The 25,519-nt window shown below is 71.2% G+C and carries 24 protein-coding genes and 1 other RNA gene; 12 read left to right on the forward strand and 13 right to left on the reverse strand.

Annotated features, from left to right (window positions below):
- Window positions 1-44: 44 nt before the first annotated feature.
- From KZ820_RS01245 to KZ820_RS01260, 4 genes are all read left to right on the forward strand, one after another.
- The gene (locus KZ820_RS01245) at window positions 45-635 is read left to right on the forward strand and encodes an SRPBCC family protein (RefSeq protein WP_219746909.1); all 591 of its coding nucleotides are present in this window, start codon (window positions 45-47) and stop codon (window positions 633-635) included.
- A complete protein-coding gene (locus tag KZ820_RS01250) occupies window positions 632-1,810 on the forward strand; it encodes a zinc-dependent alcohol dehydrogenase (RefSeq protein WP_183943611.1) in 1,179 nt (392 codons plus the stop codon). Before KZ820_RS01245 ends, KZ820_RS01250 begins: the two co-directional genes overlap by 4 nt.
- A gap of 12 nt (window positions 1,811-1,822) precedes the next feature.
- On the forward strand, window positions 1,823-2,608 hold the full coding sequence (locus KZ820_RS01255; RefSeq protein WP_219746910.1) for an SDR family NAD(P)-dependent oxidoreductase: 786 nt from the start codon (window positions 1,823-1,825) through the stop codon (window positions 2,606-2,608).
- Window positions 2,609-2,741: 133 nt separating this feature from the next.
- Complete coding sequence (locus KZ820_RS01260) at window positions 2,742-2,990, forward strand: hypothetical protein (protein ID WP_219746911.1); 249 nt, start codon at window positions 2,742-2,744, stop codon at window positions 2,988-2,990.
- Between the two features lie 65 nt (window positions 2,991-3,055).
- Here the strand turns inward: KZ820_RS01260 and mdoH are convergent, their stop codons facing one another.
- From mdoH to KZ820_RS01295, 7 genes are all read right to left on the reverse strand, one after another.
- Entirely contained in the window at window positions 3,056-4,873 is a 1,818-nt protein-coding gene (gene mdoH / locus KZ820_RS01265; RefSeq protein ID WP_308462087.1) for a glucans biosynthesis glucosyltransferase MdoH, read from the reverse strand.
- Window positions 4,870-6,381: an OpgD/OpgG family glucan biosynthesis protein gene (locus tag KZ820_RS01270; RefSeq protein ID WP_219746912.1), complete on the reverse strand. Its 1,512-nt coding sequence runs from the start codon at window positions 6,379-6,381 to the stop codon at window positions 4,870-4,872. Before KZ820_RS01270 ends, mdoH begins: the two co-directional genes overlap by 4 nt.
- Before the next feature lie 97 nt (window positions 6,382-6,478).
- Window positions 6,479-6,576, reverse strand: an RNA gene (gene ffs / locus KZ820_RS01275) — signal recognition particle sRNA small type.
- Between the two features lie 39 nt (window positions 6,577-6,615).
- Window positions 6,616-6,933, reverse strand: coding sequence for a hypothetical protein (locus KZ820_RS01280; protein WP_219746913.1), 318 nt, complete (start codon window positions 6,931-6,933; stop codon window positions 6,616-6,618).
- 55 nt (window positions 6,934-6,988) lie between these two features.
- Window positions 6,989-7,300 (reverse strand): 2Fe-2S iron-sulfur cluster-binding protein, encoded by a 312-nt coding sequence (locus KZ820_RS01285; RefSeq protein ID WP_183930008.1) that lies wholly within the window; start codon window positions 7,298-7,300, stop codon window positions 6,989-6,991.
- On the reverse strand, window positions 7,297-8,373 hold the full coding sequence (locus KZ820_RS01290) for a cysteine desulfurase family protein (RefSeq protein ID WP_219746914.1): 1,077 nt from the start codon (window positions 8,371-8,373) through the stop codon (window positions 7,297-7,299). Before KZ820_RS01290 ends, KZ820_RS01285 begins: the two co-directional genes overlap by 4 nt.
- Window positions 8,370-9,353 carry a cysteine desulfurase family protein gene (locus KZ820_RS01295; protein ID WP_373369010.1) on the reverse strand — a complete coding sequence of 328 codons (984 nt, stop codon included), beginning with the start codon at window positions 9,351-9,353 and terminating at the stop codon, window positions 8,370-8,372. The genes KZ820_RS01290 and KZ820_RS01295 overlap by 4 nt, the downstream gene beginning before the upstream one ends.
- 198 nt (window positions 9,354-9,551) lie before the next feature.
- Between KZ820_RS01295 and KZ820_RS01300 the strand changes: the two genes are divergently transcribed.
- Window positions 9,552-10,208, forward strand: coding sequence for an alpha/beta hydrolase (locus KZ820_RS01300; protein ID WP_132907843.1), 657 nt, complete (start codon window positions 9,552-9,554; stop codon window positions 10,206-10,208).
- 308 nt (window positions 10,209-10,516) lie between these two features.
- Here the strand turns inward: KZ820_RS01300 and KZ820_RS01305 are convergent, their stop codons facing one another.
- Window positions 10,517-10,696, reverse strand: a complete 180-nt coding sequence (locus KZ820_RS01305; protein ID WP_219746916.1) for a hypothetical protein — start codon at window positions 10,694-10,696, stop codon at window positions 10,517-10,519.
- Window positions 10,693-11,667: a threonine ammonia-lyase gene (locus tag KZ820_RS01310; protein ID WP_308462088.1), complete on the reverse strand. Its 975-nt coding sequence runs from the start codon at window positions 11,665-11,667 to the stop codon at window positions 10,693-10,695. The genes KZ820_RS01305 and KZ820_RS01310 overlap by 4 nt, the downstream gene beginning before the upstream one ends.
- Window positions 11,668-11,840: 173 nt before the next feature.
- Between KZ820_RS01310 and KZ820_RS01315 the strand changes: the two genes are divergently transcribed.
- The 3 genes from KZ820_RS01315 (at window position 11,841) to KZ820_RS01325 (ending at window position 15,379) form a co-directional block, all read left to right on the forward strand.
- The gene (locus KZ820_RS01315; RefSeq protein WP_219746918.1) at window positions 11,841-13,073 is read left to right on the forward strand and encodes a type III PLP-dependent enzyme; all 1,233 of its coding nucleotides are present in this window, start codon (window positions 11,841-11,843) and stop codon (window positions 13,071-13,073) included.
- 102 nt (window positions 13,074-13,175) lie between these two features.
- Window positions 13,176-14,252, forward strand: coding sequence for a 1,9-bis(guanidino)-5-aza-nonane synthase (locus KZ820_RS01320; RefSeq protein ID WP_219746919.1), 1,077 nt, complete (start codon window positions 13,176-13,178; stop codon window positions 14,250-14,252).
- 179 nt (window positions 14,253-14,431) lie between these two features.
- Window positions 14,432-15,379: an alpha/beta hydrolase gene (locus KZ820_RS01325; RefSeq protein ID WP_219746920.1), complete on the forward strand. Its 948-nt coding sequence runs from the start codon at window positions 14,432-14,434 to the stop codon at window positions 15,377-15,379.
- A gap of 37 nt (window positions 15,380-15,416) precedes the next feature.
- Here the strand turns inward: KZ820_RS01325 and KZ820_RS01330 are convergent, their stop codons facing one another.
- Together KZ820_RS01330 and KZ820_RS01335 are read right to left on the reverse strand one after the other, a co-directional pair.
- Window positions 15,417-16,640 carry a pyridoxal-dependent decarboxylase, exosortase A system-associated gene (locus KZ820_RS01330; protein WP_308462089.1) on the reverse strand — a complete coding sequence of 408 codons (1,224 nt, stop codon included), beginning with the start codon at window positions 16,638-16,640 and terminating at the stop codon, window positions 15,417-15,419.
- The gene (locus KZ820_RS01335) at window positions 16,637-18,124 is read right to left on the reverse strand and encodes an acyl-CoA ligase (AMP-forming), exosortase A system-associated (RefSeq protein WP_219746921.1); all 1,488 of its coding nucleotides are present in this window, start codon (window positions 18,122-18,124) and stop codon (window positions 16,637-16,639) included. Before KZ820_RS01335 ends, KZ820_RS01330 begins: the two co-directional genes overlap by 4 nt.
- A 160-nt stretch (window positions 18,125-18,284) precedes the next feature.
- Here KZ820_RS01335 and KZ820_RS01340 point away from each other — a divergent pair, with 160 nt between their 5' ends.
- A complete protein-coding gene (locus KZ820_RS01340; protein WP_219748038.1) occupies window positions 18,285-18,542 on the forward strand; it encodes an acyl carrier protein in 258 nt (85 codons plus the stop codon).
- A 3-nt stretch (window positions 18,543-18,545) separates the two neighbouring features.
- Here KZ820_RS01340 and trxB read toward each other — a convergent pair whose 3' ends face one another.
- The gene (trxB, locus tag KZ820_RS01345; protein WP_219746922.1) at window positions 18,546-19,514 is read right to left on the reverse strand and encodes a thioredoxin-disulfide reductase; all 969 of its coding nucleotides are present in this window, start codon (window positions 19,512-19,514) and stop codon (window positions 18,546-18,548) included.
- A 77-nt stretch (window positions 19,515-19,591) separates the two neighbouring features.
- Between trxB and KZ820_RS01350 the strand changes: the two genes are divergently transcribed.
- On the forward strand, window positions 19,592-20,977 hold the full coding sequence (locus tag KZ820_RS01350; RefSeq protein ID WP_219746923.1) for a leucyl aminopeptidase family protein: 1,386 nt from the start codon (window positions 19,592-19,594) through the stop codon (window positions 20,975-20,977).
- Window positions 20,978-21,146: 169 nt separating this feature from the next.
- Here KZ820_RS01350 and tpiA read toward each other — a convergent pair whose 3' ends face one another.
- Window positions 21,147-21,893 (reverse strand): triose-phosphate isomerase, encoded by a 747-nt coding sequence (gene tpiA / locus KZ820_RS01355; protein ID WP_219746924.1) that lies wholly within the window; start codon window positions 21,891-21,893, stop codon window positions 21,147-21,149.
- A 110-nt stretch (window positions 21,894-22,003) separates the two neighbouring features.
- Here tpiA and KZ820_RS01360 point away from each other — a divergent pair, with 110 nt between their 5' ends.
- A complete protein-coding gene (locus KZ820_RS01360) occupies window positions 22,004-23,935 on the forward strand; it encodes a peptidylprolyl isomerase (protein ID WP_219746925.1) in 1,932 nt (643 codons plus the stop codon).
- Window positions 23,919-25,427, forward strand: a complete 1,509-nt coding sequence (locus tag KZ820_RS01365) for an anthranilate synthase component I family protein (RefSeq protein ID WP_308462090.1) — start codon at window positions 23,919-23,921, stop codon at window positions 25,425-25,427. Before KZ820_RS01360 ends, KZ820_RS01365 begins: the two co-directional genes overlap by 17 nt.
- Window positions 25,428-25,519: the final 92 nt, after the last annotated feature.

A 25,519-nucleotide genomic window follows, 5' to 3' on the forward strand; every position in this document is an offset into this window, starting at 1 on the left:
GATAGCGCGCGCTTGGTGGGGCAGCAGATACGAAGGAGCCCGTGATGGCCGACCAGCTGCTCCACCAGCAGTCCGACGATGCCCCCCTCGCCACCTCGAAACAGCGCGACGCGGTCGAGCGCGCCAAGGCGTCGATCCCCGAGGCGAGCGGTACGCAGATCACCGCGCGCGCGGTGACGATCAACCGCCCGGTCGAGGAGGTTTATGCCTACTTCCGCGACTTCGCGAACTTGCCCAGCTTCATGGAGAATGTCGAGCGTATCGACGTGCTCGACCGGCAACGCTCGCACTGGGTCGTGAAGGCGCCGGCAGGCGGCACGGTCGAGTGGGACGCGCGGCTCACCGCGGAGGAGGAGAACAAGCTCCTCGCCTGGACGAGCGAGGGCGGCGCGGAGGTGCCCAACTCGGGCCGGGTCGAGTTCCACGACGCCGGCACCCGGGGCACCGTGTTGGTCGCGACGATCCTCTACGACCCGCCCGGCGGCGTGATCGGCAAGGTGATCGCCAAGATGTTCCAGCGCGAGCCCGCGATCCAGGCACGCCGCGACCTGCGCCGGCTCAAGCAGCTGCTCGAGACCGGGGAGATCGCCACGCCCGCGATGAACCGCCAGCAATATGAGGAGATGGGGCTGTGAAGGCGATCGCCTGGCATGGCAAGCATGACGTCCGCGTCGACACGGTCGACGATCCCGGCATCGTCAACCCGCGCGACTGCGTCATCAAGGTGACCTCCACCGCGATCTGCGGCTCGGACCTCCACCTCTACGACGGCTATATCCCGACGATGCAGTCGGGCGACGTGCTCGGCCACGAGTTCATGGGCGAGGTGGTCGAGGTAGGCCCCAAGTCGACGCTGAAGAAGGGGCAGCGCGTGGTGGTGCCCTTCACCATCTCGTGTGGCAGCTGCTATCACTGCTCGAAGCATCAATATTCCGCCTGCGACAACGGTCTGCCCGCCGACAATCAGGACATCGCGCAGGAGCTGTACGGCCAGCCCATGGCCGGGCTGTTCGGCTACAGCCACATGACCGGCGGCTATGCCGGCGGCCAGGCGGAATATGTCCGCGTGCCGTTCAGCGACGTTGGCCCGATCGTCATTCCTGACGGCGTGGAGGACGATAAAGTCCTGTTCCTCTCGGACATCCTCCCCACCGGCTGGATGGCCGCAGAGAACGCCGACATCGAGCCGGGCGACACGGTGGCGGTGTGGGGCTGCGGCCCGGTCGGGCTGTTCGCGGTGCAGTCGGCCTTCCTGATGGGCGCGGAGCGCGTGATCGCGATCGATCATTTCCCCAACCGGCTCGCGCTCGCCAAGCGCTTCGGCGCGGAGACGATCAACTTCGAGGAGACCGCGGTCTACGAGGCGCTGATGGTGATGACCGGCGGGATCGGCCCCGACGCGGTGATCGACTCGGTCGGGCTCGAGGCGCACGGTTTCTTCGTCGACAACGTGCTCGACCAGATCAAGGCCTCGACCTTCCTCGGCACCGACCGCGCGCACGCCAACCGTCAGGCGATCATCGCCTGCCGCAAGGGCGGTCGCGTCTCGATGCCGGCAGTGTACGGCGGGTTCGTCGACAAATGGCCGCTCGGCGCCTTCATGGAGAAGGGGCTGACGCTCAAGACCGGTCAGACCCACGTCCAGCATTACATGCCCGCGCTGCTTCAGGCGATCCTCGAGGACAAGATCGACACCGAGTTCCTGATCTCGCACCGGATGCCGCTGAGCGAAGGGCCGAAGGGCTACAAGATGTTCCACGACCAGCAGAACGAGGTCACCAAGATCGTGCTCAAGCCCGGTCTGGACTGAGGAGAGACAGACATGGCGGACAAATTCGCGATCATCACCGGCGCTTCCACCGGCATCGGTTTCGAGCTGGCAACACTCGCGGCGCAGGACGGCTACGACATCCTCGTCGTCGCCGACGAGCCGCTGATCGATGCCGCCGCGGCCGACTTCGAACAGTTCGGCACGCACGTCAGCTCGGTCGAGGCCGATCTCGCGACGATCGGCGGCGTCGACCAGTTGCTTGCCGCGGCGAGCGGACGGCCGATCGACCTGCTCTGCGCCAACGCGGGCGTGGGGCTTGGCCGCGCCTTCCTCGACCAGGACGTCGCCGACTGGAAGCGTGTGGTCGACACCAACATCACCGGCACCACCTATCTGCTTCAGAAAGTGTTGCGGCAGATGGTCGCGCGCGGCGACGGCAAGGTGCTGGTGACCGGCTCGATCGCCGGCTTCATCCCGGGCAGCTTTCAGGCGGTCTACAACGGCACCAAGGCGTTCGTCGACCATTTCACCGACGCGCTGCGCGACGAGCTCAAGGACCATCAGGGCGTCACCCTCACCACGCTGATGCCGGGACCGGTCGACACCGAGTTCTTCGATCGCGCCGACATGATGGACACCGACGTCGGCACCTCGGACAGCAAGTCCGATCCGGCCAAGGTGGCGCGCGACGGCTGGGACGCGCTGATGGCGGGCAAGCACTCGATCGTATCGGGCTGGAAGAACAAGCTCCAGGCCGCGGCGGCGCACGTCCTTCCCGCCGAGGTTACCGCGCACATGCACCGCAACATGGCGGAACCCGGCACCGCGAAGGAGTGAGCGGGATCGATCGCGGGCCTGTCGCGCCACGTGGCCGCTCGACGTCATCGACCCGTCGCGTTTTGGGTCAGTTCAGAATTGCCTTCTGAGCGATGACATGGAAAACGACCAACTCCTTCCGGGGAGATAAGTAATGAAGTTCGGTAAGTATCTGGTCGCGGCCGCTGCCGCCTCGCTCGCGGTCGCTCCGGCGGTCGCGGCGCCGGCGAACCCGGCGGCGAGCCTGTCGGTCGCCAAGTCGGCTCGCGCCGGCACGACGACCTCGAAGGACAGCAAGGCGCTCGCGGGCGGCGGGCTGATCGTGGCGGCCGTGGCCGCCGCGGCGGTCGTCGCCGGCATCATCATCATCGCCGACGATGGCGACGACTCGGACAGCAACTGAGCTGACCGATCGCGTGATGCGGAAGGGGAGTGCCCAGCCGGGCGCTCCCCTTTTTCGTGGCACGTTCAGGTGCCGCGACCGGCCCTACCCTCGAGGATCGGCAGCGGCTGCGGCTCGGGCACACCGACGTCGGTCAGGAAAAGACGACCCGCGCCGGCGCGCCGCCCCCAGCGCTCGCTCGCGGTCCACTGCACGATAAGCGGCGACAGCAGCAGCCCGAGCGTGACCGGCGCGAGCCACAAGGCGGTGAGCGGCATCAGCGGCGTCAGCGCGAGCAGCAGCACGCCCAGCCCGAGATGCCAGCGGTAGCGCGGCAGGATCGCCGCCATGGCGAGCGAGTCGCCGCGACGGTTCTGCGGCTGCCACTCCGCGCGGCGCTGTCGCGTGATGCCGATCAGGTCGATCGTCTGGGTCAGCGCGATCGCGGGGGCCGCCAGCGTCGAGAGCGGCACGTCGAGCGCGACCGAGCGCAGGATCGCGCCCGTCCCGCCCATCGATCGCCGCAGCCGGACGTCGGCGATGGCGTTGAGCACGCCGAGCAGCTTGGGGCCGAACAGCAGCGCCAGCGTGACGAACAGAACGGTGCCGGTCGAATCGCCTGACATCAGCCCGCGCTCGCCGCGCACCGCCTGCACCACGCTCACCGTGATCAGCAGCAGCCACAGCGGCGAAGCGAGATAGCCCGCCGCGCCGAGCAGCAGTTGCAGCCGGTTGATCCAATGGAAGCCCGATGCGTGCAGCAGCGCGAGGTGCTGGAGGTTACCTTGCGCCCACCGCCGGTCTCGCACCGCGGCATCGATCATCGTCGGCGGATATTCCTCGAACGTGTCCTCCGTCATCACCATGTGCACGCGCCAGCCGCGCCGCCGCAGCAGCGCCGCCTCGACGACGTCGTGGCTCATGATCGTGCCGCCGAAGGGGGGCTGGCCCGGCAGCACCGGTAGGCCGCAGCTCTCGGCGAAGGCGCGGACCCGGATCAGCGCGTTGTGGCCCCAGAAGGTCGCCTCGGGACCGGACCACCAGACCAGCCCCGCCGTCGCGATCGGGCCGTAGATGCGGCTGGCGAACTGCATCCAGCGCTGAAACAGCGTCCGCGCCCCGATTACCTGCGGCACGGTCTGGAGCAGGCCCACGGCGGGGCGACGGTCCATGATCTGCGCCATGCCGAGGATCGTCTCGCCGCCCATCAGACTGTCGGCGTCGAGCATCAGCATATAGTCGTAGCTGGCGCCGAAGCGGCGGAGCCACTCGGCGATATTGCCCGGCTTGCGTCCCACATTCTCCGTGCGCCGACGATAATAGATCGCGCAGGCGCTGCGTCGCGACAGGATCTCCCAGGCGGCGAGTTCCTCCGCCTCATTGTCGGCGGCGGAGTCGCTCAACACGAAGAAGTCGAACGACCCCGCCGCGCTGGCGCGCTCTAGCGCGTCCGCCATATGCGCGAGCCGACCGAACACGTCGGCGACGTCCTCGTTGTGGACGGGCATCAGCACCGCGGTGCGCCCCTGCAGCGGCTCGGACCAGCGCGGTACCGGGCGGAAGCCGGGGTGCAGACCGGTGGTCAGCACGACATAGCCGACGGTCGCGTTGATGAAGCCGAAGGCGAGCAGCGCGAAGAGCGGGAAGAAGATCGCGAGCAACATCGCGTCGGTCACGCCGATCCCGTCGCTCAGCACCGATTCCTTGAGCGAGGTGGAGGCGAACAGCGCCAGCACCAGCGTCAGCAGCACCAGGATGGCGCGGCGCGCGAGCACGTCGGTCGGCGAGCCGATCGCGCCGACGATAGGCGGCGGGGCCGACGGCACGGGTGGCGGACCGTCGAAACGCTGCTCGGGCATCGCGAGCGGCGCCTCGGGGGGCAGCCGCGGCGGCAGCGCACTCACGCCGGGTAGATCGGCACGAGCAAGGTCTCGCTCAGCGCCGCCTCGCCGCGCTTGAGATACAGCCGCACGTCGACCGGGCCTGCGCTGGCGCCTGCCGCCGCGGGGCGGAGGTCGGCGGTGACACGCCAGCGGTTGCGCTGACCGACGACGGGATAGACCGCGCTGTGCAGCAGCGTACCGCGGGTGACGCCGATCTCGGCGGTGACCTTGCTGTCGCGATCGAGACCGGCGAGTGAGTCACCGACGAAGTCGACCACCAGCTTGCTCGCCCCCGCCAGCGCCGGCAGTCCCGGCCGGCCCGCGGCGCCGACCCACACGTCCGTGGCGTGCGCGGCGCGGTCGAGGCTCGGGTCGTCCGAGGTCCAGGTCAGGCGATAGTCGAACTGGAGCCGCTGGCCCGCGCGCACCGGCGCCGTCGGGGTCCAGAAGGCGACGACATTGTCGACCGTCTCGCTGTCGGTCGGGAAGGCGTAGAGCATCACGCGCCCCTGCCCCCACGACCCGCGCGGCTCGACCCACAAGTTGGGCCGCTTGTCGTAGAAGGCGCCGTCGTCCTGATAATGGTCGAAGTTGCGGTCGCGCTGCAGCAGGCCGAAGCCGCGCACGTCGTCGGCGGCGAAGCTGTCGGTGGCGGGCTGCGGCGGGTTGCGCAGCGGCCGCCAGACGCGCTCGCCCTCGCGGCTGATCAGCGCGAGCCCGTCCGAGTCATGGATCTCAGGACGCCAGTCGGTCGCGCCGCGACGCGTGCGGTCGTCGTACCAGAACATGCTCGTCACCGGCGCGACGCCGAGCCGCTCGACCGCGCGGCGCAGGAACAGCACTGACGAGACGTCCTGCACCACCGCCTTCGGATGGCGACTGACGAAGCGATAGGCACCGGTGAGGCTCTCGCCGTCCATCAGCGCGTAGATGGTAAAGCTCTGGTCACCCCCGCGCTCGATCCAGAACTCGGTGAAATTCGGAAATTGCTCGCGCGCCAGCCCGGTATCGACCGCGATGCCGCGCGCCGACAGGCCATATTGGTCCTGCGACCCCGCGCTGCGGAAGTAGGACGCACCGAGGAAGGCGAGCCAGTCGCTCTCGCGCCCCGTCTCCATCGCGCGGAAGCCCGCGAAGCCGGGCGGCGGCGAGACCTTGCCGCCCTCGAACAACTCGGGCGAGAAGACGATCGGGCGTGCGCGGCCGTTCTCGACCAGGTTGATCGCCACCGGCGTGACCGCCCCGTTGCCGAGCGGGAACAGCCGGATGCCGCCCGCGACGGTGCGATCGGGCTTGAACCGGATGGTACCGACGTCGTCGAAGTCGAGCGCCTTGGCCGCGGCGCTCTCGCGCGGCGGCTGATAGCGACGCTTAGCCAGCGCGGCGGCGCGCTGCTGCAGGATCGCCCAGGAGAACGGCGTCTCGCCACCCCCGCTCTGGGTGAGGCCGGGCACGGCCCAGGTGAGGCTGGAGACCAGCGAAGCGCCGCCGGCCGTGCTGATCAGGTCGCGTCGGGAGAAGTTTCGCATGCGTAGCGAAACAGGCGACGCCCCGCTTTGTTGCAACGCCGCAGCGATGTGTCGACCCGGTAGGGTGACGACCGGAGTGGCGAACCGCGATGGTGGCGAAGGTGGGAGCCGGAACGACCCGCGGCGAAATCGTTGTGGCTGCTTCCGTCAGGACCTGACCAGGTTGGCGACGACCACGTCCGCCCGACTCCCGCGCGCCATATGGCGGAGCCGGGCGGCGCAATCAAGCCCGCGTCAGCCGCGGACGCGGAAACACCGCTTAACCGGGCCGTAGCGCCCGTCCTGCCAGCGACAGACGGTGCGGCCCCGATCCCAGCCGCGGTCGCGGCCGTAGCCGTTCCAGCCGTAGCGCCGGCCGTCGCCGCGCCAGTGGCGGTCGTCGCGCCAGCGTCGCTCGCGATCCCAGCGGCGGTGGTCGCCGCGGTCCCAGCCGCGATGGCGGCCATTGTCGTGCCAGCCGCGATCGTCGCGCCAGCGCTGCGCCTCTGCCGCGATCGGTGCCAGCGAGGTCGCCGCGAGTACGCCGGCGAGGCCCATCATCATCCATCTCATGTGCAACACTCCTCACATGTCCCTGTGCGAGGACCATCGCGGAGTCGCGCTGCACTCATGCTGAACTTGTTGGTAATCGAACCGAAAGCTTATCCAGTGCGGGGGTCAGCACGATCTGGCAGGCGAGCCGGCTGGTGCGCCGCGCGTCGGGGGCGAGATCGAGCATGTCCTCCTCCTCCTCGCTGGCGGGGGGCAGCCGATCGAAGTCCTCGGCGGCGACGATGACGTGGCAGGTCGCGCACGCCAGCTCGCCGTTGCAGGTCCCCTCCAGCGGCTGGCCGTCGCGCCGCGCGACGTCGAGCAGCCGCTCGCCCGGCACCGCCTCGACCTCGCGCACCGCGCCGCCATCGGTGAACCGCACCCTCATGCCGCGATCCGCTGCGCGCTGGCGGCGGCGTCGAGCCGGTCAAGCGCCGCCGCGAGCTCATCCTCCCGCGTGTAGCGGCCGAAGCCGAGCCGGATCGTGCTGCGCGCCTCGGCCTCGCTCAGCCCGAGCGCGCGCAGCACGTGGCTGCTCCGCCCCGAGCCGCTGGCACAGGCGGAGCCGGCCGAGAAGGCCACGTCGCGCACGTCGCTCATCAGCCGCGCCACGTCGACACCATCGCGTCGCACGCTGAGGTTGCCGCGATAGCGCGCCTCGGTCGTGCCGTTGATCGTCCAGCCGGGGAGCCGCTCACGCGCCACCTGCCAGAGCCGCTCGACATGGGCGGCGTCGGCCTCGCGCCGCTCGGCGAGCAGCAGCGCCGCCGCGCCGAAGCCGGCGCACAACGCGGGCGAGAGCGTGCCCGAGCGACCGCCCTCCTGGTCGCCGCCGTGGAGCAGCGGCGCGAGCGTCACGCCGTCGCGGATCCACAAGGCGCCGATGCCCTTGGGGCCGTACACCTTGTGCGCCGACACCGCGACCAGGTCGGCGTCGGCGGGGATCGGCACGCGGCCGTAACCCTGTACCGCGTCGCAGAGCAGCAGCGCGCCCGCACGCTTCGCCATCGCTGCCAGCGCGTCGAGCGGCTGGATCACGCCGATCTCGTTGTTGACCAGCATCGCCGCGACCAGCGCCACTCCGGGCACGATCGCGCGCTCGGCCGCGGCGAGGTCGACCGACCCGTCCGCGCCGACCGGCAGCACGAGCGAGTCATCGCGCGCCGCGACGCTGTCGAGCACCGCGGCGTGTTCGGTCGCGATCGTCACCACCCGGCCGGTCGGCGCGCCCTTGATCGCCCAGTTGAGCGCCTCGGTCGCGCCCGCGGTGAAGGCGACCCGCCCCCTGCTGGGCAGCAGTGCCGCGACCCGGTCGCGTGCGAGCTCCACCGCCCCGCGCGCGGCGCGGCCGGGGCGGTGCGGCGAGTGCGGGTTGGCATGCTGATCGCGCAGCCACGGCAGCATCGCTTCCAGTGCCTCGGGCGCGAGCGGCGTGGTCGCCTGATAGTCGAGATAGGTCACGCCGCGAACCGCCGCGTCCGCGCCACCGCGCGCCAGGCCGCGGCGAAACGCTCCACCTCGGCGGCGGTGGTGGTGCGCCCGAAGCTCACGCGCACCACCTCGCGCGCGGCGTCCTCGCCCCAGCCCATCGCGCGCAGCACGTGGCTGGGCTTGAGGCTGCCGCTGGCGCAGGCGCTGCCCGCCGACACCGCGATACGGTCCAGGTCGAAGCGGATCAGCTGCGCCGCCGCGGCGACCCCGGGCATGCGATAGGAGCCGATCGCCGCGTGGCGCTCGGCGCCCTCACCGACCACCTCGCCGCCCGAGCGGCGGATCAGGTCGTCGAGCCGTGCGCGCAGCTCGTCGTGGTCGGGCTCGGGCTCGGCGAGCGCGGCGGCATAGCCGAGCGCGCCCGGCAGGTTCTCGGTACCGGGGCGATAGCCGCGCTCCTGTCCGCCGCTGGGGTGGAGGAGCGAGAGATCGCGCACCAGCAGCGCGCCGACGCCCGGCGGGCCGCCGCGCTTGTGCGCCGAAAGCGCGACCATGTCGGCGTGCGCGGCGAGCTCGTCCGAGGCGGGCATCTGCGCCGCGTCGACGACCAGGATGCCGCCGCGCCCGCGGACCGCCGTTGCGATCTCCGCGATCGGCTGGCGTACCCCGGTCTCGCTGTTGCACCATTGCACCGCCACCACCGCCCCCGCGACGTCGCCGATCCGCGCCGGGTCGACGCGGCCGAGCGGGTCGACCGGCAGCACCTCCGCCGCACCGGCCGCGCGCAGTGCCGCGTCATGCTCCACCGCGCTGACCACGCGCCGCCCCGCCACCGCCCGGCCCAGCGCGATCGTGAGCGACTCGCTGGCGCCGCTGGTGAACAGCGCCTCGTGCCGCCAGCCATAGGCCGCAGCCACCTGCGTGCGCGCGCGCTCCAGCGCGGCGCGCGCGGCGCGACCGGCGGCGTGCGGCGACGACGGGTTGGCCCAATGCGTCATCCCCTCGATCATGGCCGCGCGCGCGGCGGCGGTGAGCGGCGCGGTCGCGGCGTGATCGAGGTAGACCGACGCATCCGCGGGAGGAGCGTCAGGCGGGGCCGTGTCGTCGAGGGATCGGAGTTCGGTCAACCAATCGTTCCATTATCGGGCGCGCGGCCTATATAGCGCGCTTCTCGCCGGGCCCAACGCCCCGCCTCCAGACGAGTGACCATGCCCGAAGTCATCTTTCCCGGACCCGAAGGCCGCATCGAGGGCCGCTTCGCTCCAGCGCCGCGCCCGCGCGCGCCCGTCGCGATGATCCTCCACCCGCACCCCAACGCGGGCGGCACGATGAACAACCGCATCGTGCAGGAGCTCTACAAGACCTTTCAGCGCCGTGGTTTCGCCACGCTGCGCTTCAACTTTCGCGGCGTCGGCAAGAGCCAGGGCGTGTTCGACAACGGCGTGGGCGAGCTCTCCGACGCGGCCGCCGCGCTCGACTGGGTGCAGAGCTTCCACGCCGAGGCGCAGACCACCTGGGTGGCGGGCTTCGGCTTCGGCGCGTGGATCGGGATGCAGCTGCTGATGCGCCGGCCCGAGATCCGCGGTTTCATCTCGATCGCGCCGCCGGCCAACATGTTCGACTTCAGCTTCCTGGCGCCCTGCCCCTCGTCGGGCATCATCATCCAGGGCGCAGAGGACGAGGTCGTGACTCCGCTCGCTTCGCAGAAGCTGGTCGACAAGCTGCGGACGCAGAAGCACATCACGATCCACCACGACGTGATCCCGCGCGCCAACCACTTCTTCGAGCACGAGATGGACGACCTGATGCGCTCGGTCGACACTTACCTCGACATGCGGCTGGACCCGAACTCGCCGATCAAGTGAGGTGACGCACTTCTAACATCCTCCCCGGCGCGGGGAGAGGGGATCATGCGGAGCATGGTAGAGCGGGCGTCCGCTGGCGCTGCGCTATGAGGAGGGCTCCCTCCACCACTCGCCTTCGGCGAGTGATCTCCCTCCCGTGCCGTGGAGGAGCTGGGTGGCCCCTCAGCGCTGTCCTACGTGACTACTGCGGCGATAGGTTGCGCCGATGCGCCCGGCCCTCAGCTCACTCCCGTGCCGACTCAAGATACGCTTCGCGCTCCCACGCGCAGCGACTCAACATTCGCAACGTTCGCGCCGCGGTGCCGCGCTCACGCCACCCAGATCAAGACGTTGCCGGCCAGCACCGCGGCCATCACCAGCATCAGCACGCCCTTCGTTAGGTCGCGTCGCGTCGCGATCAGATAGCCCCCGCCGATCAGGCAGGCGAGCGCGCCCAGCATCGCCAAGGCCGGCGCCGCCGCGGCGATGCTGCCGAACGCGGGGGTCATACTGGCTCCGCCGACTCGTGCGCCGCCGCGACCGCGAGCCGCTCGCCGGCGAGGACCGCGGCATAGGCCGCCGCGTCGACGTTGCCGCCCGAGAGAATCGCGAGCGTGCCCGGCTCGGCGGCGACCTGCCCGGTCAGCAGCGCCGCCAGCGCCACCGCCCCGCCGGGCTCGACGACCAGCCGCAGCTGCGCCGCCGCCCAGCGCTGCGCCTCGCGGACCGCACGCTCGCTCACCGCCACGCCGGTCGCGTCACGGCGCGACAGCACGTCGAAGGTCAGCGGCGAGACCTCCTTGGTCTGGAGCGAGTCGCACGCGGTTGGCGGCGGGTTGGCGCCGACGGGCTCGATCCAGCTCGCCTCGAGGCTGCGGCGCATGTCGTCCCAGCCCTCGGGCTCGACCACGGTGATCGCCGCCTCGGGCAGCGCCAGCGCGACTCCCGCGGCCAGCCCGCCCCCGCCGCACGGCACCACCACGCGCCGCACCGCGCCGAGCCCGAGCGCGTCCACCTGCCGCGCCGCCTCAATGCCGGCGCTGCCCTGCCCCTCGATCACCCACGGATCGTCGAAGCTCGGCACCAGCGTAGCGCCGCGCGCCTCGGCGAGCCGCGCCGCGATCGCCTCGCGGCTCTGCGTCGCACGGTCATAGTCGACCACCTCGGCGCCGAGCGCGAGCGTCGACTCGCGCTTCGCCCGCGGCGCGTCGGCGGGCATCACGATCGTCGCGGCGATGCCGAGCCGGCGCGCCGCCCAGGCGATCCCCTGCGCGTGATTGCCCGAGGAGAACGCCACGACGCCTCTACGCCTCGCTTCGTCGTCCAGAGCCGTCAGCCGATGCCACGCGCCGCGCACCTTGAAGGCACCGATCGGCTGCAGCGACTCGGCCTTGAGTACTATGTCTACGCCGTTGATTTCGCGTACAAAAACCGGGGTCGGCGGCAGGATGGCGGCGACCTTGGCGGCGGCGTCGCGCACACCCGCCCGCGTCGGTTGTCGCAGAACAGTCACATTTGAACCTTTCGTCCACCGAACCACTTTACAAGGCGATCGAGCGATCCTAATTCGCGCCTCCGCTGCCCCATGGGACTTCCAACCGCAAGGCAGCTTTTTGTCACCGTATGCCGCAAGGCAATTGGAGGTCCCTTGAGTTGCACCAGCATCATCGCGCGCTGGGGCTAGCGCCCCTCTCGACCGTTCCCGCCGATTGCGTCGCCGGGGCCATCGACATTGCCGCCCGTCACCCGGTTCAGCCGGTGACGATCGTTCGTCCGCACGCCGCGGCACGGGCCGCCCGCTTCTTCACGCAGAAGTTTCCGGGCCGGACCATGTATGCGGTCAAGGCGAACCCGAGCCCGGAGCTGCTACGGACGCTGTATGACAACGGCGTGACGACCTACGACGTCGCCTCGATCGCCGAGGTGCGTCTGGTCGCCCGCACGCTGCCGCAGGCGACCTTGTGCTTCATGCACCCGGTGAAGGCCGAAGAGGCAATCGCCGAGGCGTATTTCACGCACGGCGTTCGCACCTTCTCGCTCGACAGCATGGAAGAGCTGGCGAAGATCGTTCGTGGCACCCGCGGCGCGGCGGACCTCACGCTCTGCGTGCGGCTGCGCGTGTCGTCGGAGCATTCGAAGCTCAGCCTCGCGTCGAAGTTCGGCGTGGCGCCGGACGAGTCGCGCGAGCTGCTGCTGGCGACCCGCCAGGTGGCGGATGCGCTCGGCATCTGCTTCCACGTCGGCTCGCAGGCGATGACGCCGGACGCTTATGGCAATGCGATGGAGCGCGTGCGCCAGGCGATCGTCGGCGCCGCGGTGACGGTCGACGTCATCGACGTCGGCGGCGGCTTCCCCTCGGCCTATCCGGGCATGACCCCGCCGCCGCTGGAGCGCTATTTCGAGACGATCCACCGCGCGTTCGAGAGCCTGCCGATCAGCTATTCGGCGGAGCTCTGGGCCGAGCCGGGCCGCGCGCTCTGCGCCGAGTACAGCTCGGTGGTGGTGCGCGTGGAGCGGCGCCGCGGCGAGGAGCTGTACATCAACGACGGCGCCTATGGCGCGCTGTTCGACGCGGCGCACATCGGCTGGCGCTACCCGGTCGCACTGCTGCGCGAGCCGGAGTCGAACGTCCGCGATCATCCGTTCAGCTTTTGGGGTCCGACCTGCGACGACCTCGACCATATGCCCGGCCCCTTCCCGCTCCCCGCGGACATCACGGTCGGCGACTATGTCGAGATCGGCATGCTGGGCGCCTATGGCTCGGCGATGCGCACCGCGTTCAACGGCTTCGGCTCGGACGAGACGGTGATCGCGACCGACGAGCCGATGGAATCGCTCTACACCGTGGTGGAACCCACGGTCGCGAGCAACGTCGTCAAGCTGTAACCTTACGACGACAAGGAATTGGCGGCGGCGCGCAGTGGCGTGCCGCCGTCAGATGGGTTTCCGCGTCCCCGTGAACGACGTGTACCCCAGTGGGAGCACCCCATGACCGATACCCTCGCCCCCTCGCACGACCAGGCGACGATCAACGACACGCGCAAGGCGGAGCTGCTGTCGAAGCAGGTCAAGCACGTCGACATCAAGAGCTTCGACGCGCGCCCGATCGTCGACGCGATGAGCGACATGAGCTTCACCAGCCGCGACCTCGGACGCGCCACCAAGATCTACAACCAGATGCTGGCCGACAAGGACTGCACGGTGTGTCTGGTGATCGCGGGCTCGACCTCGGCCGGCGGCTGCATGGACCTGTACGCCGAGCTGGTGCGCAACAACATGGTCGACGTGATCGTCGCCACCGGCGCGACCATCGTCGACATGGATTTCTTCGAGGGCCTCGGCCACAAGCACTATCAGGCGCTCGAGATCCCCGACGACGACACGCTGCGCTCGCTCTACATCGACCGCATCTACGACACGTACATCGACGAGGAGGCGCTCCAGAACGTCGACCACACGATCTTCGAGATCGCGGAGTCGCTGGAGCCCAAGGCCTATTCGAGCCGCGCCTTCATCCGCGAGATGGGCAAGTATCTCGTCGAGCACGGCAAGAAGGAGAACAGCCTGGTCAAGCTCGCCTATGAGCATGACGTGCCGATCTTCTGCCCGGCGTTCGTCGATTCCTCGGCGGGCTTCGGGCTGGTCAAGCACCAGGTCGACTCGGCCAAGGCGGGCAAGCCCTATCTGATGATCGACGCGGTGGCGGACTTCCGCGAGCTCACCGAGATCAAGATCAAGGCGGGCACCACCGGCCTGCTGATGATCGGCGGCGGCGTGCCGAAGAACTTCATCCAGGACACGGTGGTGTGCGCCGAGATCCTCGGCCACGACGACGTCGCGGTGCACAAATACGCGGTGCAGATCACCGTGGCGGACGTGCGCGACGGCGCCTGCTCCTCCTCGACGCTGCAGGAGGCGGCGAGCTGGGGCAAGGTCAACACCGGGATCGAGCAGATGGTGTTCGCCGAGGCGGGCTCGGTGATGCCGCTGCTGGCGTCGGACGCCTATCACCGCGGGCTGTGGAAGGATCGCCCGACCCGCGCCTGGGCCAAGCTGTTCGCCTGAGGCGGTAACGTACGCGCAGAACGAGGCCCCCGTCGGAGCGATCCGGCGGGGGCCTTGTCGTGTCGGGATCGCTGGGAGGGTTCCGGTGAGACGCTTACCTGGGCGCGACGGCCGCTTGCCTACACGCTCCGCCATCCCATAGACCCGATCTGGCACCGACAATGACGATGGGAGCGGTCATGCGGATCGATCGACGCACGATGATGGGCGCATCCGCGGGGCTGGCGACACTCGCCGCCGCGCCCCGCGCGCTCGCGCAGGAGGCGGCGCGCGACACCGCCTGGCCGCCCGCCGAGAGCTTCCGGCTCTGGCCCCAACAGCCGCCCAACGCGCCGCGCCGCCTGCCCACCCCCGACAACCGCATGGAAGGCGCCGCCCCGCGCCGCGAGCTGCACCTGCGCGGTGTCGCCGAGCCGGTCGTCGGCGTCTATCGCGCCGCGCAGCCCGACGGGCGCGCCTTATTGTCGATGCCCGGCGGCGGCTATCGTTTCCTCTCGGTCGAGAATGAGGGGATCAACGTCGCCAAGGTCTTCACCCCGCTCGGCGTCACCGTCTTCGTGCTGGCCTATCGCCTGCCCGGCGAGGGCTGGTTGGAGAGCGAGGACGTGCCCTTGCAGGACGCGCAGCGCGCGATGCGGCTGATCCGCGCCGGCGCCGCGCGCTACGGCGTGGATCCGGCGAAGCTGGGGACGATCGGCTTTTCCGCGGGCGGGCTGCTCGCCGCCAGCCTCGCCACCGCGTCGATGGACCCGGTGTACGATCGCGTCGACGCCGCCGACGCGGGCGACGCACGCCCCGCCTTCGCTGGGCTGGTCTATCCCGTGATCACGGGCGACCGGATGCGGGTGGGTGCGCGCGCGGCGGCGCGGTTCGACACGAACCGGCGGGTGCGTCGCGACACGCCCCCCATCTTCATCGCGCACGCGCTCGACGATACCACCGTGCCGGTGAGCGAGCCGCTGGCGATGCTGACCGCCTGCCAGGCCGCGCAGGTGCCGGTGGAGGCGCATTTCTTTCAGGAAGGCGGTCATGGCTTCGGTCCGGCCTATCTGCCGCCCGCGCTACCGGGGTCGCACTGGCCGCAGCTGTTCGACGCCTGGACCAGCCGGGTGCTGACGAGAGGGTGATCGACGCGACACAGCTCGGCACGAGCACCTCTGCCGCTCAGCCGACCACGACCTCCGCCGGCGCCGGGTGGCCGAGGAACGCGCTCGGGCTCGCCGTCAGCCCGTAGGCACCCGCGAGGAACACCGCGATCTCGTCGCCCTCCGCCGTTCGCGGCAGCAGCACGCGATCGCCCAGCCGGTCGAGCGGGGTGCAGAGGCAGCCGACGACGCTCACCTCCTCCTCGCCCACCGCGCCCATCCGCCCTGCCACGGCGAGCGGATAGTTGCGCCGCACCACGGTGCCGAAATTGCCCGAGGCGGCGAGCTGGTGGTGCAGCCCGCCGTCGACCACGAGGAAGGTCTCGCCGCGACTCACCTTCCTGTCGACGACGCGGGTGAGATACACCCCCGCTTCCGCCACCAGCCAGCGCCCCAATTCGAGCGCGATGCCGCTGTCCGCGAGCACGTCGGCGCGGCGCTCAAGCGACTCCGTCAGCGCCGCGCCGACCCGCTCGACATCGAGCGCCACGTCACCGGCGAAATAGGGCACGCCGAAGCCGCCGCCCAGATTGACCAGCGGGGGTGCGACGCCGGCCGCGTCGGCCAGCCGCGCGGCGAGCGCGAGCGTCGCCGCCTGGGTCTCGATCAGCGCGCCCGCGTCGAGCGCCTGGCTGCCCGCGAAGATGTGAAAGCCGCGCCACGTCGCGCCGCCCGCGATCAGCGCGCGCACCACCGCGACGGCCTCTTCGGCGTCGATCCCGAACGGCGAGGCGCGCCCGCCCATCTTCATCCCCGAGCCGCGCAGCTCGAGGTCAGGGTTGACCCGCACCGCCGCGCGCGGCGCGATGCCGAGCCGCTCGCCGACCGCCAGCGCGCGCCGCGCCTCCCCCGCCGACTCGATGTTGAGCGTCGCCCCCGCCGCGATCGCCGCGGCCAGTTCGTCGTCGCGCTTGCCCGGCCCGGCGAAGCTTACCGCGCCGGCCGGCTTGACCGCGAGCGCGCGCTCGAGCTCGCCGCCCGAGGCGACGTCGAGCCCGTCGACCAGCGGCGCCATCGCCGCCAGCAGCGGCGCGTACGGATTGGCCTTGATGGCGTAGTGAAGCCCGATCGCCACGGGCATCGCCGCACGGAAACGCGCCACCTGTGCCGCGACGCCGGCGAGGTCGTAGACGAACAGCGGCGAGCCATGGGCCGCCACCAGCGCAGCGGCATCCTCACCCGCGATCGTCAGCGCACCCTGCTGGCGCGCGAAGGCGGGCGGCAGCGGACCCATCGGCCTCACGCGAGCTCCTCCCGAAGCGCGGCGCGGTCGAGCTTGCCGTTGGCGTTGCGCGGCAGCTCGGCGCGCCACACGAAGTGCGCCGGCTGCATGAAGCCGGGCAGGTCGCGCTTCAGCCGGTCGCGCAACCCTGCCTCGGCGCTGCCATCGCCCCGCGCGACCACCAGGATCGCCTGGCCGAGCCGCGGATCGGGCACACCGATCGCGACCGCCTCGCTCGTCTCGCTGCCCGCGGTCACTGCTTCCTCCACCTCCTGCGGGCTGACGCGGTTGCCAGCGGTCTTGATCATCTCGTCGGCGCGCGCGACGAAGCGGAGCAGCCCGTCGGCGCCCTCCACCACCGTGTCGCCCGACCAGACCGCCGTGCCGCCCGCGCGCGCGAAAGACGGCGCGGGGCGGAAGCGCGCGGCGGTGCGCTCGGCATCCTGCCAATAGCCCTGCGCCACCAGCGGCCCCGCGTGGACCAGCTCGCCGGGTTCGTCCGTCGTGGCGCGTGTGCCGTCCGGGCGCACCACGAGCACTTCGGCGAAGGGGATCGCGCGGCCGATCGACTCGGGGTACTCATCCACCAGTGCCGGGTCGAGATAGGTCGAACGGAACGCCTCGGTCAGCCCGTACATCGGGAAGAGGCGGGCGTCGGGGAAGCGCGCGCGCAGAACGCGCACGAAAGCCGGCGTGAGCGCCCCGCCCGAGTTGGTCAGCCGTCTCAGCTGCGCCGCGGTCGCCTCCGGCCACTCCGCCTCTAGCAACTGCACCCACAGCGGCGGTACGCCGGCGAGCGTGGTGGCGCCGACGCGCTCCACCGCCTTCACCACGTCGCGCGGCGCGAGATAGTCGAGCGGGGCGACACTGGCTCCCGCCGCCCAGGTCGAGAGCAATTGGTTCTGGCCGTAGTCGAAGCTCAGCGGCAGCACGCCGAGCACGCGATCGTCCGGGGTGAGCGCCAGGTAATGCGCCACGCTGATCGCGCCGAGCCACAGATTGGCATGGCTCAGCATCACGCCCTTCGGCCGACCGGTCGAGCCGGACGTATAGAGCAGCGCCGCGAGCAAGTCCGGGTCGGCGCGCGAGCGCGGCAAGGCGTCGCCCTGCCCCACGTCGACGTGGAGCACGCAGCCGTCGGGCAGGTCGCCGTCCTCCAGCGTGGTGGCGCGCGGGGCGTGCGTGAGCAGCAGCGCGGCCCCGCTGTCGGCGAGGATGTGCGCGACCTGCGCGCGCTTGAGCAGCGGGTTGATCGGCACGTGGACCAGCCCCGCACGCGCCGCGGCGAGCGGCATCCAGCACGCCTCACGCGTCTTCGGCAGCCAGGTGGCGACGCGGGTGCCGGGCGGTACCCGTTGCGCGGCGAGCCAGCCGGCGAGCCGCGCCACCGTCTCCTCCGCCGCGGTATAATCGAGCGCGCCGGTGCGATCGACCAGCGCGATCGTATCCGGCTCGCCGCGCAGGACGTGATCGATCGGCGACGGGACGGGATCGAGCGGAACCATGACGTCAGCCTTTAGAGCGGATCGCGCGCGGACAGTAGCGCCCGCGTCGTCGCGCGTGGTGGTATGCGACCCGGTTGCGCTCCACCGCGTCGCCGCCTAACGCCGCGCGCATCGCCGCTCGCCGCGGCGCGAGCGAGGAGGCAGCGTGATCCCGGAAGGCATGAGTGAGGTCGAGACCACGGTACGGGCGGTGCTCGCCGACGTGCTGGCGCTGTCCCCCGAGCGGGTCGACGCCTTTCGCGCCGACACGCCGCTGTTCGGTGCGCTCCCGGAGCTCGATTCGATGGCGGTCGCGGGCGTGCTCACCGAGCTGGAGGATCGGCTCGGCATCGTCATCGAGGACGACGAGGTCGACGGCGAGATGCTCGAGACGTTCGGTGCGCTGACCCGCTTCGCCGCGAGCAAGGCGCTGGTCTGAGCCTTACTCCGCCGCCTCGCTGACCTCGGCGAATTCCGCGGCGGCGAGGAAGCGCTCGGCGTCGAGCGCGGCCATGCAGCCGGTGCCCGCGGCGGTGACCGCCTGACGATACACCTTGTCCATCACGTCGCCGCACGCGAACACGCCGGGCACGCTGGTGCGCGTCGAGCCGGTCTCGACCGCGATATACCCGTCCTCGTCGAGTGCGAGATGGCCGCGGAACAGCTCGGTCGCGGGATGGTGGCCGATCGCGACGAAGCCGCCGTCGACATCGAGCCGCGACTGCTCGCCCGTCCGCGTGTCTTCCAGCTCGAGCGCGACGAGGCCGGCATTCCCGCCGCCGTCGACGAATTCGCGCACTTCCTTGTTCCAGAGCACCGTCACATTGGGGTGCGCAAACAGGCGCTGCTGCAGGATGCGCTCGGCGCGCAGCGAGTCGCGGCGGTGGATCAGCGTGACGTCGTCCGAGTGGTTGGTGAGGTACAACGCCTCCTCGACCGCGGTGTTGCCCCCGCCGATCACCGCGACCTTCTTGCCGCGATAGAAGAAGCCGTCGCAGGTGGCGCAGGCGCTGACGCCCTTGCCCTTCATCGCGTCCTCGCTGTCGAGCCCGAGCCACTTGGCCTGCGCGCCGGTGGCGATCACCAGCACCTCGCCCTCATAGACGTCGCCGCCGTCGCCGATCAGGCGGAACGGGCGGCGGGTCAGGTCGACCTCGACGATCGTGTCCCACATCAGCCGCGTGCCGACGTGCTCGGCCTGCGCCTGCATCTGCTCCATCAGCCAGGGGCCCTGAATGACCTCGCGGAAGCCGGGATAATTCTCGACGTCGGTGGTGGTGGTGAGCTGGCCGCCGGGCTGGATGCCCTGGACGACGATCGGCGCCATGCCGGCGCGCGCGCCGTAGATGGCTGCCGAGAGCCCGGCCGGGCCCGAACCGAGGATCAGCATGCGAGTCGTGTGCGTGGTCATGGCGGCGATGTAAGGTGCCGGTCGCGCGAAGGGAACCGCGCGTTGCGCGCGCGAACAAGTCCTGCTTTGGTCGCGCGATGACCGACTTCTCCGCGCTCCTCCAGCCCGATCGCGGCCAGCCCGCGCGGCTGCTCCACGTCGTCCACCCAGATGGCTATGACGCCTGGTTCGCCGCCCAGCCGGCGCGGGCGCGCACCGCCGCGGCAGCGGCGCGCGTGACCGGCAAGGCGGGCGACCGCGCGCTATTGCCCGGCGACGGCGCCGAGGACTGGGCCGCGCTGCTGGTGTGCGACGAGGAGCCGTCCTCGCCGTGGCGGATCGCCTCACTGGGCGACGCGCTGCCCGAGGGCAGCTATCGACTCGTTGGCGAGGCCCCGCTCGGCGCCGCCGGGCTCGGCTGGCTGCTCGCGCAGCATCGCTTCACGCGCTATCGCAAACTCGAGCCGGCGCGGCCGCGCGTGCTGCTGACCGGCGATGTCGGGTCGATCGACGACACGGTGCGCCTCGCCGCCGCGACCGCGCGCGTGCGCGACCTGGTCGACACCGGCGCGAGCGACCTCGGTCCCGCCGAGCTGGAGGCCGAGGCGGACGCGCTCGCGCAGGCGCATGGCGCCACGGTTACCGTGACCCGGGGCGATGCACTGGCGACCGGCTATCCGATGATCCACGCGGTCGGCCAGGCGGCGAGCCGCGAGCGAGCGCCGCGACTGATCGAGCTGCTGTGGGGCGATCCGGCGCACCCGCGCGTGGCGCTGGTCGGCAAGGGCGTGTGCTTCGACTCGGGCGGGCTCGACATCAAGCCATCGGCGGGCATGCGGCTGATGAAGAAGGACATGGGCGGCGCCGCGCACGCGCTGGCGCTGGCCGGGCTGGTGATGCAGGCGCGGCTCAAGGTGCGGCTTCACGTGCTGATCCCGGCGGTGGAGAATGCGATCTCGGGCAGCGCCTTCCGCCCCGGCGACGTGCTCCAGACGCGGCTGGGACTGACGGTCGAGAACACCAACACCGACGCCGAGGGCCGGCTGATCCTGGGGGACGCGCTGGCGCGCGCGGTCGAGGATGCGCCCGACCTGCTGATCGACTTCGCGACACTGACCGGCGCCGCGCGCGTCGCGCTGGGCCCCGATCTGCCCGCGACCTTCGTGCAGGACGAGACGCTCGCCGCCGAACTTCTCGGCGCGGCGGAGACGGTGCGCGACCCGCTGTGGCGGCTTCCGCTGTGGGGGGGGTATGAGGAGATGCTCAAGTCGGACGTCGCCGACCTGGTCAACGCGCCCGACGGCGGCTTCGCGGGGGCGATCACCGCGGCGCTGTTCCTGCGCCGCTTCGTGCCCGCGACACTGCCCTGGGCGCATCTCGACACTTTCGCCTGGCGCCCGACGGCCAAGCCGGCTCGACCGCGCGGCGGCGAGGCCTATGGCCTGCGCGCGGCCTACGCGCTGCTGAAGGCGCGGTTCGGCTGAGGTGAGCGGTTGCGCGGGCGGAGCAGTTTCACGGCTCGCTTCCCCGTCCTTCGTCATCCCGGACCAAGTCCGGGATGACGGAAGTGGAGGTGGCGTCTCGGGCTTGTCGCGCCACTTTCCTGGAAACTAGGTCGGAGCGGCCCTCCCCCCGCCCGCGCGCCCCCCCCCGCTACTCCGCGGCCGCGGCGGCGATGATCGGCACGAACTTGGCCGCGGTGAGGCTCGCGCCGCCCACCAGCGCGCCGTCGACGTCGGGAGTTGCCATGATCGCGCGCGCGTTGTCTCCCGTGACCGAGCCGCCGTAGAGGATCCGCACACCGCTCGCCGCGTCGCCGATCAGCTTGCGCATCTTGGCACGCGCGATCGCGTGGATCGCGGCGATGTCCTCGAGCGTCGGGGTCGCGCCAGTGCCGATCGCCCAGCGCGGCTCATAGGCCAGCGTGAGCCAGTCACCCGCGGCATTCTCGGGCAGCGACTTCTCGATCTGCGCCTGCACCACGCGCTCGGCGCGACCGGCGTCGCGCTCGGCCCCGGTCTCGCCGCAGCACAGGATCACCTGCAAGCCGTGGCGATGCGCCGCGGCGGCCTTGGCCCAGGCGTCCTGGCTGGTCTCATGCTGGTCGTGGCGCCGCTCGGAATGACCCACGATGGTGAAGCGCGCCCCCGCCTCGCGCACCATCGCGGCCGAGACGCAGCCGGTGTGCGCGCCGCTGTCCGCCTCGTGCACGTCCTCGGCACCGATCATGAGCGCGGGCACACGCTCCGCCGCCGGCGCGATCAGCGTGAACGGCACCGCCACCATCACGTCCACCGCCGGACTGGCGGCCGCCGCGGCGGCGATCGCCTCGAGCTCGCCCAGCGCGGCGCGGCTGCCGTTCATCTTCCAGTTGCCGGCGACCAGCTTGCGACGCGTCATCCCGCTCCCCCTTCTCGTTTCGGATCCGCGATAACCGGCCTCGCGGCTTGATGCCACCTCGGCTTGTCCCTAGGACGCGGCGTTCTCCTCCATCCGGTCCCCGCTCGCATATGCTCACCTTCTTCCGCGGTATCATCCATTCCAAGGTCGGCATGATCGTCACCTTCGGTGTCCTGATCGTCATCGCGCTCGCGTTCGCCGCGGGCGACGTGACCGGGCTGGCGAGCAGCACCGGGCTGGTCGGCCACCCGATCGCGAGCGTCGGCGGCGAGAGCGTCACCGCGGCTGACGTCCGCCAGCAGGCGCGTGACGAGCTCACTCAGGCGCGGCAGGAGCAGCCGACGCTCGACATGGCGCAGTTCGTCCAGCTCGGCGGGCTCGACGCGGTGATCAACCGCAACGTCAGCGCGCTCGCGCTCGAGACGTTCGGGCGCGACCAGGGCATGCGCGTCAGCCGCGCGCTGATCGGCAGCGAGCTCAAGGCGATCCCCGCCTTCGCGGGTGCGACGGGGCAGTTCGACCAGCAGGCCTATGAGCGGCTGATCGCGCAGCGCGGCTTCACCGACGCGCAGGTGCAGGCCCAGTTCGCGCGCCAGATCATGGTGCAGTTCCTCACCCAGCCGACGATCGGCGCGCATCAGGTGCCGCAGCAGCTGGCGCTCACCTACGCCTCGCTGCTGCTCGAGCGCCGCACCGGCCAGGTGGCGTTCGTACCCGCCGCGCCCAGCGGCGTCGCACCCAGCGACGCCGAGGTGCAGCAATGGTATCAGCGCAATATCGCGCGCTACACCACGCCCGAGCGGCGCGTCATCCGCTACGCCGTCGTCGGACCGCAGCAGGTCGCCGGCCAGGTGACGCCGAGCGACGCCGAGGTGCAGAAGGCCTATGACGCCGCCAAGGCGACCTACGCGCCCAAGACGCTACGCGACGTCACGCTGGTGACCGTGCTCGACGAGAAGGCCGCTGGCGCGCTCGCCGCGAGGGTCAAGGCCGGCACGCCGCTCGCCGCCGCGGCGCGCGCCGCCGGACTGGAGCCGCGCACGATCTCGGGTCTCGACCAGGGCGCGCTCGCCACGCAGACCTCGCCCGCGGTCGCGCAGGCGATCGCGGCCGCGGCGAGCGGCGCCGTGGTCGGTCCCCTGCGCGGTGCGATCGGCTTCGTCGTCGCGCGGGTCGACAAGGTCACTCAGGATCCCGGCAAGACGCTGGCACAGGCGCGCGACGAGCTGGTGACCCAGCTGCGCGCGAGCAAGACCAAGGCGGCGATCGGCGCGATCCGCGACAAGGTCGATGACTCGCTCGCCGACAACGCCAATATCAGCGAGGTGGTGAACGACCAGAAGCTCAGCGCGCAGACCACGCCGGCGTTGCTGCAGAATGGCACCAACCCCGACCAGCCGCAGACGCCGGCTGACCCGGGCATGACGCCGATCGTCGCCGCCGCCTTCGCCGCCGAGGAGGGCGACACGCCGACCACGGTCAACCTCGGCGAGGACGGCAGCTTCGCGGTAGTCGCGCTCGACCGCGTGGTGCAGCCGGCCCCGGTGCCGCTCGCCGCGGCGCGCGCGCGCGTCGTCGCCGACCTCACCGCCGATCGTGCCGCAAAGGCGGCGCAGCAGGCGGCCAGCGCGCTGGTGGCCAAGGTCAACGGCGGCGCCGCGCTGCCGGCGGCGCTGTCGTCCGCCGGAGTGAAGGCGCCGCCGGTGCAGCCGATCAGCGCCTCGCGCGGCGAGATCACCGCGCGCGGCCAGGTCAACCCGGTGCTCGCCGCCCTGTTCAGCATGGCGCCGGGCAGCGCGCGCGCAGTGCCGTCGCCCGACGGCAAGGGCTGGCTGGTGCTTAAGCTCGATCAGGTCGTGCCGGGAGACGCGCGCAAGCAGCCGCCGCTGATCCAGGCCACCCGCGCCGACCTCGGCCGCGCGATCGGTCCGGAATATGCCCAACAGTTCGCCAACGCGGTGGCCAAGCTGCAGGGCGCCAAGCGCTTCGACGACGCGATCGCGCAGCTCAAGCAGGACCTGGTCGGTGGCGGGGCGCAGTAGCGCCGCGGCGGCACGCGCCGCCCTGGCCGCGGGCCGCCCCGCGTTGGTGTGGCGCCGTCGCATCGCCGACACCGAGACTCCGGTCGCTGCCGCGCTCAAGCTGATCGAGCCGGGCCGCGGCGACTTCCTGCTCGAGTCGGTCGAGGGCGGCGCAGTGCGCGGGCGCTACAGCCTGATCGGGCTCGCCCCGGACCTGGTGCTACGCGCCCAGGGCGAGCGTGCCGAGATCAACCGCGACTGGCTCAACGATCGCGCCGCCTTCTTGCCCTGCGCCGAGCCGACGCTGGCGGCGCTGCGCACGCTGGTGGCGAGCATTCGCATGGACGTGCCGGCCGAGCTGCCGGGGGCGCTCGCCTGTCTGGTCGGCTATTTCGGCTATGAGACGGTCGGGCTGGTCGAGAAGCTGCCCGCCGCACCGGTCGACTCGCTCGGCCTGCCCGACCTGATGTTCGTGCGCCCAACGGTGGTTCTGGTGTTCGACCGGCTCGCCGACGCGCTCTTCCTCGTCGCGCCGGTGTGGCCCGGGGCGGACGACCCGGCGGCTGTGGTAGCGCGCGCCGAGGAGCGGCTCGACGCGGCCGAGGCGCGGCTGGCGCATGCCGCGCTGCCCGCGCCGGCGCGGATCGACGCGACCGACCTGGCGCTCGCGCCCGTCCTGCCGGCGGGACGCTACGGCGAGATGGTGGCCGCGGCGAAGGATTATATCGCCGCGGGCGACATCTTCCAGGTGGTGCTGGCGCAGCGCTTCACCGCGCCCTTCCCGCTCCCGGCGTTCGAGCTGTACCGCGCGCTGCGGCGGATCAACCCGTCGCCCTTCCTATACCATCTCGACCTGCCCGGCTTCGCGCTCACGGGATCCAGCCCCGAGATTCTGGTGCGCGCGCGCGACGGTGAGGTGACGATCCGCCCGATCGCGGGCACGCGCCCGCGCGGCCGTACCGCGGCGGAGGACGCCGCCAACCGCGACAGCCTGCTCGCCGACCCGAAGGAGCGCGCCGAACATCTCATGTTGCTCGACCTCGGTCGCAACGATGTCGGTCGCGTCGCCGCGGCCGGTACGGTGCAGGTCACCGACAGCTACGGGATCGAATTCTACAGCCACGTCATGCACATTGTCTCGAACGTGGTGGGCCGGCTTGATCCCAAGCACGACGCGATCGACGCACTGTTCGCGGGCTTCCCGGCCGGTACGGTGAGCGGTGCGCCTAAGGTCCGCGCGTGCCAGATCATCGCCGAGCTCGAGCCGGAGAAGCGCGGGGCCTACGCCGGCGGGGTCGGCTATTTCTCACCCGACGGCTCGATGGACTCCTGCATCGTGCTGCGCACTGCGGTGGTGAAGGATGGCATGATCCACGTCCAAGCAGGCGCGGGTATCGTCGCCGATAGCGATGCCGCCTCCGAGCAGCGCGAGTGCGAGGCCAAGTCGGGCGCGCTGCTCGCCGCCGCACGCGAGGCGATCCGCCAGGCAAGCGAGCCCGGGTTCGGGCAATAATAGACTCACCAGCGGTGACGCGCGTGTCTGACGCGTGTCGCTACTTCGCTGAAGTTGTCCGAGGACGCCGTCACCCCGGCCTCTAGCCGGGA

Origin of the sequence: Sphingomonas citri, from assembly GCF_019429485.1 — a bacterium.
Taxonomy (GTDB): Bacteria; Pseudomonadota; Alphaproteobacteria; order Sphingomonadales; family Sphingomonadaceae; genus Sphingomonas; species Sphingomonas citri.

Bases quoted from the DNA above. Each gene is read 5' to 3' on its own strand.
- tpiA (WP_219746924.1), bottom strand. From the start codon at position 21,893: ATGACGCGTCGCAAGCTGGTCGCCGGCAACTGGAAGATGAACGGCAGC.
- KZ820_RS01300 (WP_132907843.1), top strand. From the start codon at position 9,552: ATGCCCGAAGTCATCTTTCCCGGACCCGAAGGCCGCATCGAGGGCCGC.
- KZ820_RS01255 (WP_219746910.1), top strand. From the start codon at position 1,823: ATGGCGGACAAATTCGCGATCATCACCGGCGCTTCCACCGGCATCGGT.
- KZ820_RS01295 (WP_373369010.1), bottom strand. From the start codon at position 9,353: ATGATCGAGGGGATGACGCATTGGGCCAACCCGTCGTCGCCGCACGCC.
- KZ820_RS01325 (WP_219746920.1), top strand. From the start codon at position 14,432: ATGCGGATCGATCGACGCACGATGATGGGCGCATCCGCGGGGCTGGCG.
- KZ820_RS01260 (WP_219746911.1), top strand. From the start codon at position 2,742: ATGAAGTTCGGTAAGTATCTGGTCGCGGCCGCTGCCGCCTCGCTCGCG.
- KZ820_RS01350 (WP_219746923.1), top strand. From the start codon at position 19,592: ATGACCGACTTCTCCGCGCTCCTCCAGCCCGATCGCGGCCAGCCCGCG.
- KZ820_RS01280 (WP_219746913.1), bottom strand. From the start codon at position 6,933: ATGAGATGGATGATGATGGGCCTCGCCGGCGTACTCGCGGCGACCTCG.
- KZ820_RS01360 (WP_219746925.1), top strand. From the start codon at position 22,004: ATGCTCACCTTCTTCCGCGGTATCATCCATTCCAAGGTCGGCATGATC.
- KZ820_RS01270 (WP_219746912.1), bottom strand. From the start codon at position 6,381: ATGCGAAACTTCTCCCGACGCGACCTGATCAGCACGGCCGGCGGCGCT.
- KZ820_RS01285 (WP_183930008.1), bottom strand. From the start codon at position 7,300: ATGAGGGTGCGGTTCACCGATGGCGGCGCGGTGCGCGAGGTCGAGGCG.
- KZ820_RS01335 (WP_219746921.1), bottom strand. From the start codon at position 18,124: ATGGTTCCGCTCGATCCCGTCCCGTCGCCGATCGATCACGTCCTGCGC.
- trxB (WP_219746922.1), bottom strand. From the start codon at position 19,514: ATGACCACGCACACGACTCGCATGCTGATCCTCGGTTCGGGCCCGGCC.
- KZ820_RS01305 (WP_219746916.1), bottom strand. From the start codon at position 10,696: ATGACCCCCGCGTTCGGCAGCATCGCCGCGGCGGCGCCGGCCTTGGCG.
- KZ820_RS01340 (WP_219748038.1), top strand. From the start codon at position 18,285: ATGAGTGAGGTCGAGACCACGGTACGGGCGGTGCTCGCCGACGTGCTG.
- KZ820_RS01320 (WP_219746919.1), top strand. From the start codon at position 13,176: ATGACCGATACCCTCGCCCCCTCGCACGACCAGGCGACGATCAACGAC.
- KZ820_RS01245 (WP_219746909.1), top strand. From the start codon at position 45: ATGGCCGACCAGCTGCTCCACCAGCAGTCCGACGATGCCCCCCTCGCC.